The sequence below is a fragment of the Bradyrhizobium sp. LTSP849 genome, assembly GCF_000938255.1.
Lineage (GTDB): Bacteria > Pseudomonadota > Alphaproteobacteria > Rhizobiales > Xanthobacteraceae > Bradyrhizobium.
On record NZ_JYMR01000051.1, the window covers coordinates 354741 to 372438 of the forward strand.

At 64.6% G+C, this 17698-nt stretch carries 18 protein-coding genes; 8 read left to right on the plus strand and 10 right to left on the minus strand.

What is annotated here, in order from left to right:
• Nucleotides 1-30: 30 nt before the first annotated feature.
• Complete coding sequence (purB, locus tag UB31_RS30300) at nucleotides 31-1338, minus strand: adenylosuccinate lyase (RefSeq protein ID WP_045013464.1); 1308 nt, start codon at nucleotides 1336-1338, stop codon at nucleotides 31-33.
• Nucleotides 1339-1916: 578 nt separating this feature from the next.
• On the opposite strand from purB, the gene UB31_RS30305 reads away from it, so the two are divergent.
• Nucleotides 1917-2501, plus strand: a complete 585-nt coding sequence (locus UB31_RS30305) for a TetR/AcrR family transcriptional regulator (RefSeq protein ID WP_045013465.1) — start codon at nucleotides 1917-1919, stop codon at nucleotides 2499-2501.
• A 199-nt stretch (nucleotides 2502-2700) separates the two neighbouring features.
• On the opposite strand, the gene UB31_RS30310 is transcribed toward UB31_RS30305, so the two are convergent.
• Together UB31_RS30310 and UB31_RS30315 are read right to left on the minus strand one after the other, a co-directional pair.
• A complete protein-coding gene (locus UB31_RS30310; protein WP_045013466.1) occupies nucleotides 2701-3354 on the minus strand; it encodes a response regulator in 654 nt (217 codons plus the stop codon).
• A 7-nt stretch (nucleotides 3355-3361) separates the two neighbouring features.
• Nucleotides 3362-4732 carry a sensor histidine kinase gene (locus UB31_RS30315; RefSeq protein ID WP_045013467.1) on the minus strand — a complete coding sequence of 457 codons (1371 nt, stop codon included), beginning with the start codon at nucleotides 4730-4732 and terminating at the stop codon, nucleotides 3362-3364.
• A 199-nt stretch (nucleotides 4733-4931) separates the two neighbouring features.
• On the opposite strand from UB31_RS30315, the gene UB31_RS30320 reads away from it, so the two are divergent.
• The 5 genes from UB31_RS30320 to UB31_RS30340 all read left to right on the plus strand — a co-directional run bounded on the left by UB31_RS30320 (nucleotide 4932) and on the right by UB31_RS30340 (nucleotide 9281).
• Complete coding sequence (locus tag UB31_RS30320) at nucleotides 4932-5702, plus strand: MotA/TolQ/ExbB proton channel family protein (protein WP_045013468.1); 771 nt, start codon at nucleotides 4932-4934, stop codon at nucleotides 5700-5702.
• Nucleotides 5699-6385, plus strand: coding sequence for a DUF2135 domain-containing protein (locus UB31_RS30325; RefSeq protein WP_045008479.1), 687 nt, complete (start codon nucleotides 5699-5701; stop codon nucleotides 6383-6385). The genes UB31_RS30320 and UB31_RS30325 overlap by 4 nt, the downstream gene beginning before the upstream one ends.
• Complete coding sequence (locus UB31_RS30330) at nucleotides 6378-6983, plus strand: hypothetical protein (protein ID WP_045008478.1); 606 nt, start codon at nucleotides 6378-6380, stop codon at nucleotides 6981-6983. The genes UB31_RS30325 and UB31_RS30330 overlap by 8 nt, the downstream gene beginning before the upstream one ends.
• Nucleotides 6984-7100: 117 nt before the next feature.
• Complete coding sequence (locus UB31_RS30335; RefSeq protein ID WP_045013469.1) at nucleotides 7101-7841, plus strand: metallophosphoesterase family protein; 741 nt, start codon at nucleotides 7101-7103, stop codon at nucleotides 7839-7841.
• A gap of 6 nt (nucleotides 7842-7847) precedes the next feature.
• Nucleotides 7848-9281: a serine/threonine protein kinase gene (locus UB31_RS30340; RefSeq protein ID WP_045013470.1), complete on the plus strand. Its 1434-nt coding sequence runs from the start codon at nucleotides 7848-7850 to the stop codon at nucleotides 9279-9281.
• A 6-nt stretch (nucleotides 9282-9287) separates the two neighbouring features.
• Here UB31_RS30340 and UB31_RS30345 read toward each other — a convergent pair whose 3' ends face one another.
• The 4 genes from UB31_RS30345 to rpe form a co-directional block, all read right to left on the minus strand.
• A complete protein-coding gene (locus UB31_RS30345; RefSeq protein WP_045008475.1) occupies nucleotides 9288-9479 on the minus strand; it encodes a hypothetical protein in 192 nt (63 codons plus the stop codon).
• Nucleotides 9480-9501: 22 nt separating this feature from the next.
• A complete protein-coding gene (locus UB31_RS30350) occupies nucleotides 9502-9681 on the minus strand; it encodes a hypothetical protein (RefSeq protein WP_045013471.1) in 180 nt (59 codons plus the stop codon).
• 4 nt (nucleotides 9682-9685) lie between these two features.
• Nucleotides 9686-9826, minus strand: a complete 141-nt coding sequence (locus UB31_RS42290) for a hypothetical protein (RefSeq protein WP_197087462.1) — start codon at nucleotides 9824-9826, stop codon at nucleotides 9686-9688.
• Between the two features lie 149 nt (nucleotides 9827-9975).
• Entirely contained in the window at nucleotides 9976-10677 is a 702-nt protein-coding gene (gene rpe / locus UB31_RS30355; protein ID WP_045008473.1) for a ribulose-phosphate 3-epimerase, read from the minus strand.
• A 254-nt stretch (nucleotides 10678-10931) separates the two neighbouring features.
• On the opposite strand from rpe, the gene UB31_RS30360 reads away from it, so the two are divergent.
• The gene (locus tag UB31_RS30360) at nucleotides 10932-11732 is read left to right on the plus strand and encodes an EF-hand domain-containing protein (protein ID WP_045013472.1); all 801 of its coding nucleotides are present in this window, start codon (nucleotides 10932-10934) and stop codon (nucleotides 11730-11732) included.
• Nucleotides 11733-11748: 16 nt separating this feature from the next.
• Here the strand turns inward: UB31_RS30360 and UB31_RS30365 are convergent, their stop codons facing one another.
• Nucleotides 11749-12744, minus strand: a complete 996-nt coding sequence (locus tag UB31_RS30365) for a P1 family peptidase (protein ID WP_045013473.1) — start codon at nucleotides 12742-12744, stop codon at nucleotides 11749-11751.
• 53 nt (nucleotides 12745-12797) lie between these two features.
• Nucleotides 12798-15602 carry a PAS domain S-box protein gene (locus UB31_RS30370; RefSeq protein WP_045013474.1) on the minus strand — a complete coding sequence of 935 codons (2805 nt, stop codon included), beginning with the start codon at nucleotides 15600-15602 and terminating at the stop codon, nucleotides 12798-12800.
• Between the two features lie 240 nt (nucleotides 15603-15842).
• Here UB31_RS30370 and UB31_RS30375 point away from each other — a divergent pair, with 240 nt between their 5' ends.
• A complete protein-coding gene (locus UB31_RS30375) occupies nucleotides 15843-16229 on the plus strand; it encodes a response regulator (RefSeq protein ID WP_045013475.1) in 387 nt (128 codons plus the stop codon).
• A 75-nt stretch (nucleotides 16230-16304) separates the two neighbouring features.
• Here UB31_RS30375 and UB31_RS30380 read toward each other — a convergent pair whose 3' ends face one another.
• Entirely contained in the window at nucleotides 16305-17423 is a 1119-nt protein-coding gene (locus UB31_RS30380; protein ID WP_045008468.1) for a branched-chain amino acid ABC transporter substrate-binding protein, read from the minus strand.
• Nucleotides 17424-17698 lie beyond the last annotated feature (275 nt).

Genomic DNA, 17698 nt, shown 5'->3' on the forward strand with positions numbered 1-17698 from the left:
CGCTGCGCTCACCCGGGCTACGGAAGCGCGTCAGCTCTCACCAAACACGCGCTTGAAGATCGTGTCGACGTGCTTGAGGTGGTAGCCAAGGTCGAACTGCTCCTCGATCTCGGCATCGGTGAGATATTTCTTCACTTCAGTGTCCTTCTTCAGCAGCTGGAGGAAGTCGCCTTCGCCGCGCCAGACCGGCATGGCGTTGCGCTGCACCAGCTTGTAGGCGTCCTCGCGGCTCGCGCCCTTCTGCGTCAGCGCCAGCATCACGCGCTGCGAATGGATGAGCCCGCCGAGGCGGTCGAGATTCTTCTGCATGTTGGCAGGGTACACCAGCAGCTTGTCGATCAGGCCGGCCAGACGCACCAGCGCGAAGTCGAGCGTGACGGTCGCATCGGGGCCCATCATGCGCTCGGCGGAAGAGTGTGAGATGTCGCGCTCGTGCCACAGCACGACGTTCTCCAGCGCCGGCGTCACATAGGCGCGCACCATGCGGGACAGGCCGGTGAGGTTTTCCGACAGCACCGGGTTGCGCTTGTGTGGCATCGCCGACGAACCCTTCTGCCCTTCGGAGAAGAACTCTTCGGCTTCCAGAACTTCGGTGCGCTGCATGTGGCGGATCTCCACCGCGAAACGCTCGACCGAAGAGGCAATCACGCCAAGCGTCGAAAAATACATCGCGTGGCGGTCGCGCGGGATCACTTGGGTCGAGATTGGCTCAGGCACGAGCCCCATGGCCTTGGCGACATGCTCTTCGACGCGCGGATCGATCTGCGCAAAGGTGCCGACGGCGCCCGAGATGGCGCAGGTCGCCACTTCCTTGCGCGCGGCAATCAAGCGCTCCTTGGCGCGCGAGAACTCGGCATAGGCATAAGCGAGCTTGAGGCCGAAGGTGACGGGCTCGGCATGGATGCCGTGGCTGCGGCCGATGGTCGGCGTCATCTTGTGCTCGAAGGCGCGCTTCTTCAGCGCGGCCAGCACCTTGTCGAGATCGGCGAGCAGCAAATCGGCGGCGCGGGTGAGCTGGACGTTGAGGCAGGTGTCGAGCACGTCGGAGGAGGTCATGCCCTGGTGCACGAAGCGCGCCTCGGGGCCGACGATCTCGGCGAGGTGGGTCAGGAAGGCGATGACGTCGTGCTTGGTCTCGCGCTCGATCTCGTCGATGCGGGCGACGTCGAAGGTGGCGCTGCGGGCCTTGTCCCAGACCGTCTTGGCGGCCTGTTTCGGGATCGTCCCGAGCTCAGCCAGGGCATCCGCCGCATGCGCCTCAATCTCGAACCAGATCTTGAACCGGGTCTGCGGCTCCCAGATCGAGGCCATTTCCGGGCGGGTATAGCGGGGGATCATCTGACGGCTCCAAAGCGGCGGGTAGGGCGCGCCCCAAGGCAAGCAAGAAGGGGCGCGGCTCCGGCCAAAATACTGTTTACGCTGCGATTTAGCAGAGCGGGGAGAGCGAAACAAACGGTCCGGCCGAGGGAACGGGGGATGACCAGGGGCTATCGACCAGACCGTCCGGTGAGGCCAAGGGCGAGCCGGATCTCAGAGATTAACTATCAATCACGGATCATTGACTGACAGATATTGAAATCTGTCATCGAGACGTGTATATCCGTTGTCGGACGCTCCGATTGGGCGTCTGGCGGCAGACCCGGAGGCTCGACGTCCCAAACAAATGGGGATCGAGGGTCGAAATTGAACAACGGGAACCGCCTGTGTTTGGAGACTTACGACAATGACGACCGAAATCATCCATCTCACTGGTACGATTGGGCATTGGCTCAATCTGCTGGTTGCGCGCCAGATCGCGGCGCAGGCTGCAAAACTGCCTCATTAAGGCGAGAGCTTTCCGAAACGGCCGGCACGGGCGCTTCGGAAGCAGCTCCATCGCCGGGTAACTGAGCCCTTAAAGGGAACATGGTGCTGGCATGAACGAAGCCGTTATCTTGACGCCGGAGCGGATCCTCGAAGTCACCGAGGACGTGTTGCGGCGCTACGGACTCGCCAAGGCCACCGTGGTCGACGTTGCCCGTGCGCTCGATGTGAGCCACGGCAGCGTCTATCGCCATTTCCCGAGCAAGGCCTCGCTGCGCGAGGCGGTTGCCAAACGCTGGCTCGACCGCATCGACGGACCGCTGCGCCAGATCGCTGAGGAGCAGGGCCCAGCGCCGGTGCGGCTCGACCGCTGGCTGCGCACGCTGTTCGCCGCCAAGCGTTCGCGTGTGCTCGACGACCCCGAAATGTTCGAGACCTATCTGACGCTGGCGCGCGAAGCGTGCGCGGCCGTCAGGTGTCACAAGGACACCATGATCGACCAGATCGCGGCGATCCTGACCGACGGCGTGAAGCAGGGCGTATTCGATGTGAGCGACGTCAAGACCACCGCACGCGCGATCTTCGATGCCACCGTCCGCTTCCACCATCCGGCCCATGCCGACGAGTGGAAAGACGCCGATCTGCCCGCGCGCGTCGACGCGACGCTTGCGCTGCTGCTGCGCGGGTTGAAGGCTTAGAACCACGAGTGACGCTGCACCCTCGCCCCTTGTGGGAGGGGTGGCTCGCCGCAAGGCGGCGAGACGGGTGAGGGGTTTGCCTCCGCGGAGGACCCTTTCAGATTGACGCGCGCGGATAGAACCCCTCATCCGGCGCTTCGCGCCACCTTCTCCCACAAGGGGAAAAGGGAGAAACGCACGGTTCGCACCTCAGACAAATCTAAATCCTCGTCAGCCCACAACTCGCTGCCAGCCGCACGAGTTGCGCGTCCGTGCGTGCGCCGGTCTTGGTCTTGATCAGATAGTGATAGTTCTGGACCGTCTTGACGCTGAGATTGAGATGCGTCGCGATCTGCTCGGTGGTGGCGCCGCCGGCGAATTGACGCAGGATCTCGATCTCGCGCTCGCCCAATTGATCCAGCACGGATCCGGTTGGTGACAGGCTATCCTCGGCCAGCACATGCGCGATGTCGTCGCTCATGGCGCGCTCGCCGCGGGCCACAGTGCGGATGGCGTTGACGACGGCGGATGGTTCGCTGCTCTTAGTGACGAAGCCAGAGGCCCCGGCATTGAAGGCGGCTTTCACCAGCACAGCCTCGTTGTGCATGGTGAAGACGAGAATGCGTGCCCGCGGACTGCGGGCGCGGATGTTGCGGATCGCCTCAAGCCCGCTGGCGCCGGGCATCGTGATATCCATCACGATGACGTCGGGGTCATGAACCTTGAAGGCGCTATAGGCATCCGCGGCATTGTCGGCTTCCGCCACGACATGGAGATCGCCCTGGCTCTCCAGCACGCGCCGGTAGCCCTGGCGGACGATCGGATGGTCATCGACCAGCAGCACGGAGATGCCTGTTGCCGCGACCTCGCTCATATCGGCCTCACGCGGCGAGCGGGATGGTGGCGGCGACGCTGAGTCCGCGATTGGCCGGCAGGATCGACAGCGAGCCGCCGGCGGCTGTCACGCGCTCGCGGATGCCGGTGAGCCCAAAACCGGCCGACTGCGCCACGCGTGCCGCATCACCGCCGCCATCGTCCTCGACACGGATCAGCAACGTATCATCCTCGCCCACACAGCGTTCGACGTGCAAGGAGATCTCGCGTGCGGCGCCGTGGCGCAGCGCGTTGGTCAGGCATTCCTGGGCGACGCGATAGGCGGTCGTCGCGACCGGGCCGCTGATGTCGGTGAGGTCGCCCCTGAGATCGAGCTGGATCGTCGGCTGTGTCGCACTTTGCGAACGCCAGCTGTCGACGAGATTGACGAGGCTCGCCTCCAGCCCGAGCTCCTCGGGCAGGGGATTGCGCAGACGCTTCAGCGCATCGCGCAGCGACGCCATCAGCTGATGCGTGGCCTGCGAGATCATGCGCGCGTCCTGCGCGATGCCGTTGTCCTTTTTCTCCTTCACGCTCGCTGTTTCGATGGTGTTGGCGAAGGCGAGGATGGCGGAGAGATTTTGCCCGAATTCGTCATGCAGCTCGCGGGCGAGCGCGCGGCGTTCATCGTCGCGAATCTCGATCAGGCGCCGTGTCAGTGCAGCGCGCTGCTCCGTGGCTTCTTCCAGCTGGCCGCCGAGTTTCTCCACTGCGCCGCCGATCATCGCAAGCTCCATGGAGCGGAAGCGGGGCAGCTTCGTGCGATACTGGCCGCGCGCCATGCGCTGCAAGGCGATGACAATGGCGCGTGCCGGCGCCAGCGTGTGCGCGATCGCGATTGACGCGAGCAGTGCAATCGCCGCCGCCATCAGCAGCGCGACGTCGATCACGTTGAGGATGTACTCCCAGGCGAGCGAGATGGTGGCCGCCGCATCCGGCGTCGCGACGACGGTGCCGGCCGTTGCGGCGCGGGGACTGACGGGACGCACCACCTCGGCATGGCTGCCGAGGAAGGTCGGCACGATCGACGCAAACCAGCGCGGCGGCGTCTTGCCTAGCCCCTCGCTCTGGCCGCAGAGTGGCTTTTCGAATGCGATGGCCGGCTGGAACTCGATGCAGACTCCGGGGGAGATCAGTTTCATCATATCGAGGGTGCGCCAGTCCGGAACCGGCAGAAGATGCTCGCGCGCTCTGTTGCTGCGCAGCAAGAGCTCGTGCCAGTACAGCGCCTGAAGCGCTTGCGCGACCCGCTGCGCGGAGGCCGCGGTGGCCCGGTCGATGCTGCGATAGGCGTCGAATGTGGCCCATACGGTCGCGGCTCCCAGACAGAGCGCGACGATGAGAAGCAGACGGGCGACGAGCTGAAGCACGAGGCGCATGCGATCACCCTCAACGTTTGGTAAGGTCAGCCTAACAACGCCGTCGTGCCTTGCCAATCGCAGGGAACGGCAGGATCGCTGCTCGGGCAAATTTCCCAAGCCGGATTAGGCATGGCTCTTTGGACTGGGCGCGACGGCTCTGATCTAATCGGCCAGAAATCCTTACAGGCCAATCGTTGCTGGCCAGGAGCGGTGCAGCATGAGTTCGATGACGATTGGTCCGACCGTGCGCCAACCAGCCGACCCATCCGAGCGCAGCGCGCTCTTGTTCTGGATGATCTTCACCGGGCTATCGATCTTCGCCGTCTTCTTGTTGTGGCGCTTCGGCCTGATCCATCTGATGTTGACCTCGGACCGGACCTATATCTCCAGCGTGATCGCGCTGCTCTACGTCGTCACCTGCGGTCACTGTTTTCTACGGACGCGGGCGATTGCGCGCGAGGGCGCGGCGGCACGGCGCTGCCGCGCGGTGCTGTCGGCGCCCGAGGGCAGCAAGGCGCTCGACGCCGGCGCGACCTCGCTGCCGCGCGGGTTGGTGCGGGACCACATCGATAGCCTTGTGACCAAGGCGGCCGCGCAGGACTACCGGCCGGTCGACCAGACGCTGCTGCTGCGCACGCTCGCCGACCGCCTGCGCGGCTCCAACGGGTTTGGCGCCTTCGTCTCGGATACGTTGATGAAGCTCGGCCTGCTCGGCACCATCATCGGCTTCATCATCATGCTGGCGCCGATCGCCGGGCTCGATGCCGCCGACAAGGTCGCAATGCGCTCCTCGATGGGATTGATGAGCGACGGCATGGCGGTCGCGATGTACACGACGCTGGCCGGCCTCGTCGGCTCCATCCTGGTCCGCATTCAGTACTACATGCTCGATACCGCGACCCAGCGGGTATTTTCGGATGCCGTGGTCCTGACCGAGACCTATGTCACGCCGGCTCTGGAACGCAGGCGTCCGGGAACGCCGACATGATGGATGATTTCGGCCTCTATCCGCGTGAGGAGCCGTTCGATCCGCTGGGCGTGATGCTGTTCAAGGCGCTCCAGGTGGTCGCCTTCCTGTTCTTTCTCGCGCTGCTTGCGGTCTCGCCGGACGCCAAGGAGGGCAAGATCGACTCCAAGGCCGAGTTCATGATCACGCTGGACTGGCCGGACAATCATCCCGACGATCTCGACCTGTTCGTGCAGGATCCCGCCGGCAACATTGCCTGGTATCGCCATCGCGAGGCGGGCTTCCTCACGCTCGATCGCGACGACCGGGGCGGGGCCAACGACTTCATCATGGTCAACGGCAAGAAGATCGCCTCGCCCATCCGCGAGGAGATCGTAACGGTGCGCGGCATCGTCGCCGGCGAATACACCGTCAACGTCTCGCATTTCGTGGCCACGACCGGCGAGCCGGTGACGGCCAATGTGAAGGTGCAGAAACTGAATCCGACCGCGCAGGTGGTCTTCGACAACAAATTCACGCTCGACCACACCGGTGACGAGAAGACCGCGGTGCGGTTTCGGCTCGATTCCGAAGGCAAGGTGGTCAATGTGGACCAGCGGCCGAAATCGCTGCTGGAGACGTTCCGCAGCGGCTGGCGCAACGGCGCCGATCTCGACCCGAGCACCGGTGTGAGCAAGAACGCTGCGAGGGTGCGCCGTGACTAGCCTGCCGACGATCATACTTACGCTATCGGTCGCCTACGCCGTGATCGGTGCACTGCTGCTGGTCGTGCTGGTCTATGCGCGTCTGCACTGGTCGCTGAAAGCGGTCGCGGTGGTCGTGACCAGCGCCTTCTATGTCGTCAGCTTCACGGAAATGCGCGGGCTGCTTGGCTGGGCCAGCACCGACAGGCTGCCGACCTCCTTCAAGCTGCTCCAGGCCCGCATTGTCGAGCCGCATTCGCTGGAGGGCGATCCCGGCTCGATCTATCTGTGGGTCGAGGAACTGGACGAGGACCATCGCCCGAGCGGCATCCCCCGGGCGTTTCGCGTGCCCTATAATGACACGCTGGCCGACAAGACCCACGCGGCGCAGAACGAGATCGCGGCCGGGCATCCGCAAGGCGGGCGCGCCGCGGACTTTGGCGGCGGCGAGGGGAGCCTGATCGACATGGTCCGGGAATATGTGACGCCCAAGGTCATTCTCGAGACCAGCGGCGGCGACTCCTCGACCGGCGAGTTCAATGCGCCGCCGGCCGGCGCCCAAGGCGCCGTGTTCACGCCGCTGCCGCCGCCCCGGATGCCGCCCAAGGACGAGCAATAGGCTCTTCACCATCACATCAGCGGTGCGCTGGTAAACCGTCTCGCGCTGGCGCATCTTGTTGACCTCCCTCAATTTGGCCTTATCGGCTTCCAATAAGAATTTGAGGGTGGAGGGTGCGTGCTTCTCGCGGTTTTCTCGGATATCCACGGCAACCGGCAGGCGTTCGAGGCGTGTCTGAAGGTGGCGCGTGCGAAGGGCGCGGAGCGGTTCATCCTGCTCGGCGATTTCGTCGGCTATGGCGCCGATCCGGAATGGGTCGTGGATACCGCGATGGAACTGGTCGCCGATGGTGCCGTCGCTGTACGCGGCAATCATGACGAAGCCGTCAGCACGACGACCGAGACCATGAATGTCGAGGCGCAGATCGCGATCGAATGGACCCGCGGGCGCCTCGACGTGGCGCAGCGGCGCTTCCTGGCCGAGCTGCCGATGCGCGTGGAGGACAACGGCCGGTTGTTCGTGCATTCGGAGGCCTCGAGCCCCCAGCGCTGGCACTATATCCGCTCGACGGCGGATGCGGCCAAGAGCCTGATCTCGACGCCTTCCCACGTCACCTTCTGCGGCCACATCCACCGGCCCGCGCTCTATTCGATGTCGGTGACGGCGAAGATGACGAGTTTTGTGCCCAAGACCGACGTCTCGGTGCAGCTCCTGCGTGGGCGGCAATGGCTCGCCGTGCTCGGCTCGGTCGGCCAGCCCCGCGACGGCGATCCGGCGGCTGCCTTCGTGCTGTTCGACACCGTCTCCTGCGAGATCACCTATTGCCGCGTGCCCTATGACGTCGCGACCGCGGCGAACAGGATCCGCGAGAACGGCCTGCCGCCCTGGCTCGCCGACCGATTGTTGCAGGGGCGCTAGAAGCCGATGCCCCAACCCCTGGTCAAGCCCGGTGCGGAGATCGACGGCTACACCATCGGCGAATGCGTCCATGCCGGCGGCATGGCGACGCTGTGGATCGTCACCCATCCCGGCATCGACGTGCCGCTGCTGATGAAGATCCCGCGGGCTTCGGAGGGCGAGGACCCCGCGGCGATCGTCTCGTTCGAGATGGAGATGATGATCCTGCCGCGGCTCGCAGGTCCCCACGTTCCGGCGTGCTTCGGCACCGGCGATTTCGCGCATCAGGCCTACGCCGTGATCGAGCGCATTGCCGGGACCACGCTCTACAAGAGGTTGCCCGACCTGCCGCTGCCTTACGAGGAGGCGCGGTTGCTGGTGTCGAAGATCGCGGCCGCGCTCGCCGATTTGCACCGGCAGAACGTGATCCATCACGACATCAAGCCGAGCAGCATCATGTTCCGCGAGAGCGGCGAGGCGGTGCTGATCGATTACGGTCTGTCGCACCACAACCATCTGCCCGACCTGTTGCAGGCCGAGTTCCGCCTGCCTTACGGCACCGCGCCCTACATGGCGCCGGAACGGCTGTTGGGGGTGCGCGACGATCCGCGCAGCGATCTGTTCTCGCTCGGTGTGCTGCTCTATTTCTTCACCACCGGCGAACGTCCGTTCGGCGAGGGCGAGACGCTGCGCGCGATGCGGCGGAGGCTGTGGCGCGATCCGCATCCGCCGCGCAAGCTACGTGCTGACTATCCGCCCTGGCTTCAGGAAGTAGTGCTGCGGTGCCTGGAGATCGAGCCGGAGTGGCGCTATCCGACCGCGGCGCAGCTCGCCTTCGATCTCGCCCATCCGGACCAGGTCAGGCTGACTGCGCGCTCGGAGCGGATGAAGCGCGACCCGTGCACCGTTGCGTTGCGGCGCCGCTTCAACGAGGGCGTCATGCAGCCGCGCGCAAAGGCGGATGTCGCCGAGCAGATCGCCTCGAGTCCCATCCTTGCCGTCGCGCTCGATACCGTGGAAGGCGCGCCGGAGCTGAACGAGGCGCTGCGCATGACGACGGAGCGCATCCTTGCAACTCTGCCGTCAGCGCGGCTCGCCTGTGTCAATGTGCTGAAGCTCAACCGCATCGCCATCGACCGGACCCTGGACGAGCAGGGCTCCAACAAGCATATCGACCGCCTGGTCGCGCTCCGGCATTGGGCCACGCCACTCAAATTGGACGAGAGCCGGCTGTCGGTTCATGTGCTGGAATCTGTCGATCCCGCCGCCGCGCTGTTGGAGTTCGCGGAGGTCAACCAGGTCGACCATGTCATCGTCGGCGCGCGGCAGGGCTCGTTCAGGCGCACGCTGCTCGGCAGCGTCTCGGCCAAGGTGGCCTCGGAAGCGACCTGCACCGTCACGGTGGTGCGGCCGCCGCGGATGGCTACGGCGAAACCAGACGCCGGCGTGGTGTGGGGCTAGGAAAGATCACGCCGCGTGGGCGGTGTGGACGACGCGCTTGCGGCGGATCGGCCAGGTGAACCGCGGACCGGACTCGCCGTGATCGGCATGGCCGCCGAAATATTGGATGATCTCGCGGCAGGGTTCGCAGTTGAAGAGGTTACGCGAGGCGGATGCCTTGGTCATTTCCTTCAGGCAGTTCGGGCAATGCGGTTTCATCGGTCCTGGTCCAGAAAAGATTTCAATGCCGGCGCGGTGACCGGAACGGGTGATCCAGGTCCGCCGTCTCGGGTCCGGCGTCGTCGCCCATCTCGTCTTCGGTGCGTTCGAGCCGGCCGAAGAAATAGTCGAGGTTCGGGTGCGGACGGCGCGGGATACGACACCTGCGCTTCGGCTGACGCTTCACGATCGCGATCCGCATGGCGTCAGGCCCGATAACGGTCGCGACCGATGATGCGGGTGGAACGCGCCGTGACCTTCACCGGTCCCTCCGATGGGCCAAACACAACAAATGCGCAAAAACCAATCCACAACGCCACGCCAGTCCAAACCAGGGTCGTCGTCATGATGTGCTCCCGTCAAAAGCAGGCAGGAATCACTAGCGGTGATTTGCGCGAATCAGGGAAGTCCGGAGGAGTACGGATTTAGGTTGCAATTTTAGGCATTACGCGTCGCAAACACCCGTAAGAACCGCAGATTTGCGGGCGCATGTGCTTCAGATTGCTTCGCCGCGTGCCCCGAGCGCCGCGTTGCGGATCGCGGCGATGTTGGTCTTGTACGCCTCTTGCGTGCCGCCTCTGAACACGGAGGTGCCGGCAACGAAGGCGTTGGCGCCGGCAGCTGCAAGCGCGCCCGCAACGTCAGGGCCGACGCCGCCATCGACCTCGATGTCGATCGGCCGACCGGCGACCATCGCGCGGATGTCGCTGATCTTGCCGATCGCGGAGCGGATGAAGGCCTGGCCGCCGAAGCCTGGATTGACCGACATCACCAGCACGAGGTCGACCAGGTCGAGCACGTATTCGATCGCGCTGATCGGCGTGCCCGGATTGAGCGAGACACCGGCTTTCTTGCCGAGCGCGCGGATCGCTTGCAGCGAGCGGTGCAGATGAGGGCCCGCTTCCGCATGCACGGTGATGTGGTCGCAGCCGGCCTTCGCGAAGGCCTCGAGATAGGGATCGCAGGGCGAGATCATCAGATGCGCGTCGAAGATCTTCTTGGTGTGCGGGCGCATCGCCTTGATGATGTCGGGGCCGTAGGAGATGTTGGGAACGAAGTGCCCGTCCATCACGTCGAGATGGATCCAGTCGGCGCCGGCGGCATCCACCGCGCGCACCTCTTCGCCGAGCCTGGTGAAATCGGAGGCCAGGATCGAGGGTGCAATTGCCAGGGGGCGGGGGGCGAAGGCTTGGGTCATGGCGCGGTTTCCCGTGGCGGCCGAAAGACGAATGGGCCTCGCCTAACATGGGCCTCCGCGCCGGGCAATGCAGGGGCGGCGTGCTTCCTGTGGGCGGAAAATTCTGCCGTCTGCGGCATGAATTGCCGATGTTCCCGGGTCCTGCAAAGCACGGTGGGCGCGGATTTCATTGAGCTTTTCGCGCTGGCACGCAGCTTGCTGACCTCACCGCCAGAACATTGGCTGCGGCGTGCCGCATCGGTTGGAGTTGTGCAATGTTGTTTGCCCTTGGCGCCGCTTCGAGTGCGCTTGACGCCATTTCGTCACTGATGAGTTCGAAATCGTCTGCGACGCAGCAGACGGGATCGTCGCAAGGCACGACCAATCCATTTGCGATCGACACCAGCAGCAACAGCACGAGCACTGGCGCGACCTCGTCGGTCAATTCCGGCAATTGCGCGCAGATCTCGCCGGAGACGATGAGCGCGCTGCTCGCGGCACAAAGCCAGTCGACAGCCAGCACGAGCGCCACGAGCAGCTCGACCAGCTCCACATCATCCTCGAGCGCGACGTCCTCGACATCGACGAGCCGGGATGATGCGCTGAAGGATCTGTTCTCGCAGCTCGACGCGAACGGCTATGGCCAGATCAGCAAGTCGGAATTCGAGAGCGCGCTGGGCGCCGGCGGCACCAACACGGCGCAGGCCGATGACGTGTTCTCGAAGCTGGATAGCAATTCGGACGGCAGCGTCAGCCTGGACGAGATGTCGAAGGCGCTGAAAAGCAGTGGCCATCATGGTGGCCACCACCACGCGCAGGCGGCGAGCGGCTCGGGCGACGCCTCGGATTCCTCGTCGTCATCGTCGAGCGGCGGGTCGACCTCGACCACGACGACCGGCTCCGACGGCTCGAGCACCACCACCGTCACCTATGCCGACGGCTTCAAGATGACGACCACGGTGCCGGGCGCGTCAGCCACCGCCACCTCGCCGTACGACCTGTTCGCGCAGTTGATGCAACGTCAGGGGCAGGGATCGTCGGGCGCCACGGCTTCATCGATGTCGATGAGCGTCTGACGCACGTTCTGACGCCCTAGCCGAACCGATCCTTCCACGCCGGCAGCGCGCCGGCGAATGGCAGCGCGGTCGCGCTGTGGACGCCGCGCGCGATCGCGCGGGCGACCACGTTGGCGGCGACCATGCCGAGCTCGGTGAGGCCAGCGACCGGCTCAATCGGTTTCGCGCACGTCGCGGCGGCAAACAGCACATCACCATCGGTCGGGGCGTGCACCGGATAGATCGCGCGGGCAAAGCCGGTATGGGCGATCATCGCGAGGCGCTTGGCCTGGGGCTTGGTCAGCACCGCGTCGGTGACGACGACGCCGATCGTGGTGTTTTCGCGCTCGCTTGCAGCAGGCCCGCCCTTGATGCGCATCTTGAGCATGTCGTCCGTGAACGCGTCTGGCAGGCCGCGGCCACCGAACTCGCCGGCGACCTCGAACGGCGCCGCCCAGAACCACGGCCCGTCGCCGACGGTGACGCTGCCCACCGCGTTGACAGCGACGATCGCCGCGACCTTGATGCCGTCGGTCGTCACCGCCGAGGCTGAGCCGAGTCCGCCTTTGAATGTCGCGGTGGTGGCACCGAGGCCGGCGCCGACGCTGCCGAGCGCAAACTCCGTCCCGGCGGAGACCGCCGCGGCGTAGCCGAGGTCGCGATAGGGCGAAAAACGGCCCCACGCCTTGTCGCCGCCGTTGAGCAGATCGAACAGGATCGCGCCCGGCACGATCGGGATCAGCGCCTCGCGGACGCGGAAGCCGCGGCCCTGTTCGGCGAGCCAGGCCTGGACGCCGCCGCCCGCATCGATGCCGAAGGCGGAGCCCCCGGACAGCGCGATCGCGTCGACCCGCTCGAGCGTACTGGCGAGGTCGAGCAACGCGGCCTCGCGCGTGCCGGGGCCGCCGCCGCGGACGTCGATCGCTGCCACCGCCGGGGCATCGAAGATGATCGCGGTCGTGCCGGAGGCGACTTTCGTATCTTCGGCATGGCCGACGCGAACGCCGGCGATATCGGTGAGAAGGTTTTTCAAGGACGGCACTCCATGCGCTGCTGCCTTAGCGATAGCGCACCGATACCGCAGGCTCAACTCGCAAGCGCCGTCCTGAGCATCTTGGCGAGTTCGGACTTGCGGTAGGGCTTTGCCAGCAGCAGTACGCCGGAATCGAGCCGGCCGTGATGGACGATGGCGTTTTCGGTATAGCCCGAGGTGAACAGCGTTTTCAGGTCGGGGCGCCGCCGGGCCGCCTCGTCGGCAAGCTGGCGGCCGTTCATGTTGCCCGGCATGATGACGTCGGTGAAGAGCAGGTCGATGCCCTTGTCTGCGTCGATGATGATGAGGGCTTCGGCTGCGTTGGCCGCTTCGAGCGCGGTATAGCCGAGGCTCTTGACCTGGGTCACGACATACTGCCGCACCAGTGCGTCGTCCTCGACGATCAGAATCTTCTCGTCGCCGCCGGTGATCGGCACGTTCTGGAGCGCCTCGTACTCGGTCTCCTGCACGCCCGTGGAGCGCGGCAGGTAGATCTTCACGCTCGTGCCGTGGCCTTCCTCGCTGTAGATCTTGATGTGGCCGCCGGACTGCTTGACGAAGCCGAACACCATGCTGAGTCCGAGGCCGGTGCCCTTGCCGACCTCCTTGGTGGTGAAGAAAGGATCGAACACCCGCTCGATCAGGGCCGGCGGAATGCCCGTGCCGGTGTCGCTGACCGCGATCATCACGTAGTTGCCGGGCGTGACGTCGACGTTCATGCTGGCGTAGCCGTCGTCGAGAAAAATGTTGCGCGTCTCCAGCACCAGCGTGCCGCCGTCGGGCATGGCGTCTCGCGCGTTGAGCGCAAGATTGAGGATCGCGGAGGTGAGCTGGTTCGGATCGACCAGCGCCGGCCAGGCATCCTCGGTGAGCTGCGGCGTGATGGTGATCTGCTCGCCCAGGGTAGGATGCAACAGCTTGGCGGCCTCGACCGCCAGCGCATTGACGTCGATCTCGCGCGGCTGAAGCGGCTGCTTGCGGGCGAAGGCGAGCAGATGCTTGGTCAGTTGCGCGCCGCGATCGGCAGCGTCGTCGATCAGCCTGGTGATGGCAGCAAGCTCGGGCCGGTCGGCCACCGCGTCCGCCAAAATGCCGATCGTGCCGGTGATGACGGTCAGCACGTTGTTGAAGTCGTGGGCGACGCCGCCGGTGAGCTGGCCGATGGCGTCCATCTTCTGGACTTGCCGGAGCTGGGCCTCGGCGGCCTGCTTGTCGGTCAGGTCGCGGCCAATGAAGAAGTGGCGCTTTACCGGCTCGGACCAAGTCCCCATCCAGTTCAGCGTGACCTCGTGACCATCGTAGTGATAGTAGCGCGCCTCGAAGCTGCGCTTGATCTGGCCGCGCCGCGCGGCGCGCATCTCGCTGCGCGTGTTCTCGAGATCGTCGGGATGGATGAAGTCGGTTGCGCTGTGCCCGATCATATCCTGCGGACTGTAGCCGAGGATGTCGGTCACACTCGGGCTGACCTGGATGAAATTGCCAAAACCGTCGGTGACCAGGATCAGGTCCTGCGAGGTCTCGAAGATGCGTTGGCGCTCCTCGGTCTCGCGGCGCAGCTTCTCCCGCGATTGCTTCTCTTCGGTGATGTCATGGGCGATCTTGGAGGCGCCAATAATTTCACCGCTGTCCGATCGCAGCGGAGAAACGTTGATGACGACGTCGAGCTGACGGCCGTCCTTTCGGATACGGACCGTCTCGTGCTGGGCGATCGACTCGTTGCCGCTGATGCGGTTGAGGATGCCTCTGACCTCGGCCTTGCGGTCCTCGGGCACGATGAGGTCGATCGGCTGGCCGACGGCCTCGGCGGCCGAATAGCCGAACAGCTGCTCGGCAGCCCTGTTCCAGCCCGTGATCACGCCGTCGAGCGATTTTGTGATGATGGCATCGTTGGAGGATTCGACGACGGCGCCGTAGAGCGCGAGGCGCTTGCCGTAGTAATCGCGGTCGGAGGCCGACTGTTCGCGCAGCCGGCCGACGAGGCCCACCGTGTTCGCCTGGAGGCGGACGTTCTCGATCAAGAGCACAGCGAGCACGAAACTCGCGGCGCAGAGGCCGTAGAGGCGGCCGGCGTAGAAGCCGAGATCGTAGCGGGCGACATTGACGATTGCCGACAGCGCGATGTCGAACAGCCAGGCGCACATCGTGACCATGAGCCAGACGTCAATCACCGTGTGCGGCTTGCGGAACCACAGCGTGATCAGCGCTGCGAAGCTCAAGGACCAGATGAACGACACCACGCCGATCATGGTGGTGGTGTAGCGGCCGTCCCTCAGCAGGACCGGCAGCAGATCGTGCTGCGCAGTGACCATCCAGGTGATGGCGATCATCGCTGCGATCACGCCAAGGACGGCGAGCGCGATCGAACGCTCCGTCGGTCCCTCGATCCTGTTGCTGCCGTTGCCGTCCTTCAGCCACCCATAGGCCAGCACGAATAGCGGGAACCCGCCGTGCCAGACCATGTAGAGCCAGACCGTGGTCTGCGTGCTGGCGCCCAGCAGTCCGGTCGGCGCGAACAGCCCCGGGAAGGTGAGGGCGTGGGTCACCGCGGCCGCCGCCGTGAACAAATATCCGGTCGACAGCAGCAGCAGCGCACGGCTGCGCAGGACGGAGAATTGCGACAGGAGCAGAACGGCCGTGATGATGTCGCTGACGGCGAGCGCCGACTGGTAGCTGGACACGAAGGCCGGCACCGGCGGCAGCGGCGTACCCGCAAATGGGACAGCCAGCGCGAACAGGATCGCGGAGATACCGACGATCGCCAATGCTGCAGTGCGATCGTTCTGCGTGGCGGGCAAGGTCGAAAGGAATGTGCTTCGGTCGTTCTTTGCGTGCACGTTGACCTCTCGCTGGGTCGGCATAAGGGTAGTCCACGTGACTTCGTTGGCCGGCTGCCTTGGTCGCCATGATAGCCGGCTCCGGGCGCGCGTCCTGGGGGGACGGGCCCGCGACTCAACCGAAGGTTACAGCTTACTTAACTTGGACAGGGACGCGGAATAGGGAATCGGTAAGGTTGGCTTTACTGGACGGACCCATACTGCCTTGCCGCACGCCGCCATTGAATTGAACCAATTAATGATACGAATCCGGGAGTTGTTCCCATGCCCCGTGTCCTAATTGTCGACGACCAGAAGGACGTCCGCGCCATGGTCGCGATCGTCCTCCGGGTCAACCATTATGACGTTGTCGAGGCCGAGAGTGGTGCGGCCGGGTTGAAGGCCTTTGGTGAAGAGACCTTCGACGCTGCGATTGTGGACATTTTCCTGGCCGATACCAGCGGCGTCGACGTCATGGCGACTATTCGCGAGCGAGCGCCTGGGTTCCCGATCGTGGCGGTCTCAGGGATGACGGCGCTCGATTTCATAGGCGAAGCGCCCGGTCTTGCCGATGTGATCTGCCTGCAAAAGCCGTTTCGACCGAACGATCTGCTACAAGCACTCCGGAAGGCGCAGGCAGCGGCAGGCGGGGAACTCTCCGCAGCCGTCTGAGCGTGCTGCAAAAGAAAACGCCCCGGCGAACCGGGGCGTTGGTGACAATCTGGCGAAAAGGTCAGGCTACCTGTCTCAGGTGCCGTTGCCTTTGATCTCGGTATAGCCGCCCTTGGCGTCCCACTTGTAGACGACGTAATCGAGCTGCTTGATGTCGCCCTTGGCGTCGTACTCGATCGGGCCGATTACGGTGTCCCATTTGCCGGCCTTCATCGCCTCCATGACCTTCTTGGCGTCGGTGGTGCCAGCCTTCTTCGCCGCCTGCGACCAGACCTGCATCGCCGCGTAGGTGTAGAGCGTGTAGCCTTCGGGGTCGATGTTCTTGGCCTTGAAGGCGTCGACGATCTTCTTCGCACTCGGCTTGTTGCGCGGATCGGGACCGAAGGTGAACAGGGTGCCTTCGCCGGCGGGGCCGGTGATGGAGGCGTATTCCTTGTCGGCGAGCGCGTCGCCGGCCATCAGGATCGTCTTGAGGCCCTGGTCGCGCATCTGACGCAGGATCAGGCCGCTTTCCTGATGGTAGCCGCCGACATAGACCAGATCGATATTGTCGCGCTTGAGGCGCGAGACGATCGCGTTGAAGTCCTTGTCGCCCTTGTTGTAGGACTCGTACATCTTCTCGGTGACGCCGGCCTTGTTGAGCGCCTTCTTGGTTTCATCGGCAAGACCTTTGCCGTAGGTGGTCTTGTCGTTGAGGATCGCGATGTTCTTGCCCTTGAAGTTCTTGGCAATGTACTGCGCCGCGATCAGGCCCTGCTGATCGTCGCGGCCGCAGACGCGCGCCACGTTCCAGAGCTTGCGCTCGGTGAAGAGCGGGTTGGTCGAGGCCGGCGTGATCTGAAGCACGTTGCCGTCGGCATAGGCCTCGGAGGCCGGGATCGACGACGACGAGCAATAATGCCCAACCACGAACGGCATCTTCGCGCTGGCGATCTTCTCGGCGACCGAGCGCGCCTGCTTCGGGTCGCAGGCATCGTCCTCGATGTCGAGTGCGAGCTTCTTGCCGTTGACGCCGCCGGCGGCGTTGATGTCAGCCAGGGCCATCTCGGCGCCGTTCTTCAACTGGCGGCCGAAGGCGGATTCGCCGCCGGTCATCGGGCCTGCGACTGCGATGGTGACATCCTGCGCGAACGCCGCGCTCGACAGCGCGATCGACGCGCCGAATGCCAGACCGATGAGCTTCAGTGATTTCATGAGATACCTCGCGGGTGGTCGCCTATGGAAGTTGCCGGGGCATGCCCGGTCCAAACCGGCGCCATTGTTGAATGAATTTGGCGAGAAGTCACCGGCAAAATACGGGCATTGACGGAGATATCTCGCCACATTCGGCAGCACTTCGGGCCGCATCAGGCAAAACGGCCGGTCTTGCCGGGCGTGCCGCTTCCCAGAACGCGCGTCGGATTCGTCAATCGCAAAGTCCAGCGGGCCTCAGGTGACCTCATCATCGTCGCGTGGTTTCGCGGCGCGCT

Excerpts from the sequence above, each read along its gene's own strand:
- purB (WP_045013464.1), bottom strand. The coding sequence starts at position 1,338 with ATGATCCCCCGCTATACCCGCCCGGAAATGGCCTCGATCTGGGAGCCG.
- UB31_RS30305 (WP_045013465.1), top strand. The coding sequence starts at position 1,917 with ATGAACGAAGCCGTTATCTTGACGCCGGAGCGGATCCTCGAAGTCACC.
- UB31_RS30310 (WP_045013466.1), bottom strand. The coding sequence starts at position 3,354 with ATGAGCGAGGTCGCGGCAACAGGCATCTCCGTGCTGCTGGTCGATGAC.
- UB31_RS30315 (WP_045013467.1), bottom strand. The coding sequence starts at position 4,732 with ATGCGCCTCGTGCTTCAGCTCGTCGCCCGTCTGCTTCTCATCGTCGCG.
- UB31_RS30320 (WP_045013468.1), top strand. The coding sequence starts at position 4,932 with ATGAGTTCGATGACGATTGGTCCGACCGTGCGCCAACCAGCCGACCCA.
- UB31_RS30325 (WP_045008479.1), top strand. The coding sequence starts at position 5,699 with ATGATGGATGATTTCGGCCTCTATCCGCGTGAGGAGCCGTTCGATCCG.
- UB31_RS30340 (WP_045013470.1), top strand. The coding sequence starts at position 7,848 with ATGCCCCAACCCCTGGTCAAGCCCGGTGCGGAGATCGACGGCTACACC.
- UB31_RS30345 (WP_045008475.1), bottom strand. The coding sequence starts at position 9,479 with ATGAAACCGCATTGCCCGAACTGCCTGAAGGAAATGACCAAGGCATCC.
- UB31_RS30350 (WP_045013471.1), bottom strand. The coding sequence starts at position 9,681 with ATGCGGATCGCGATCGTGAAGCGTCAGCCGAAGCGCAGGTGTCGTATC.
- UB31_RS42290 (WP_197087462.1), bottom strand. The coding sequence starts at position 9,826 with ATGACGACGACCCTGGTTTGGACTGGCGTGGCGTTGTGGATTGGTTTT.
- rpe (WP_045008473.1), bottom strand. The coding sequence starts at position 10,677 with ATGACCCAAGCCTTCGCCCCCCGCCCCCTGGCAATTGCACCCTCGATC.
- UB31_RS30360 (WP_045013472.1), top strand. The coding sequence starts at position 10,932 with ATGTTGTTTGCCCTTGGCGCCGCTTCGAGTGCGCTTGACGCCATTTCG.
- UB31_RS30370 (WP_045013474.1), bottom strand. The coding sequence starts at position 15,602 with ATGCCGACCCAGCGAGAGGTCAACGTGCACGCAAAGAACGACCGAAGC.
- UB31_RS30375 (WP_045013475.1), top strand. The coding sequence starts at position 15,843 with ATGCCCCGTGTCCTAATTGTCGACGACCAGAAGGACGTCCGCGCCATG.
- UB31_RS30380 (WP_045008468.1), bottom strand. The coding sequence starts at position 17,423 with ATGAAATCACTGAAGCTCATCGGTCTGGCATTCGGCGCGTCGATCGCG.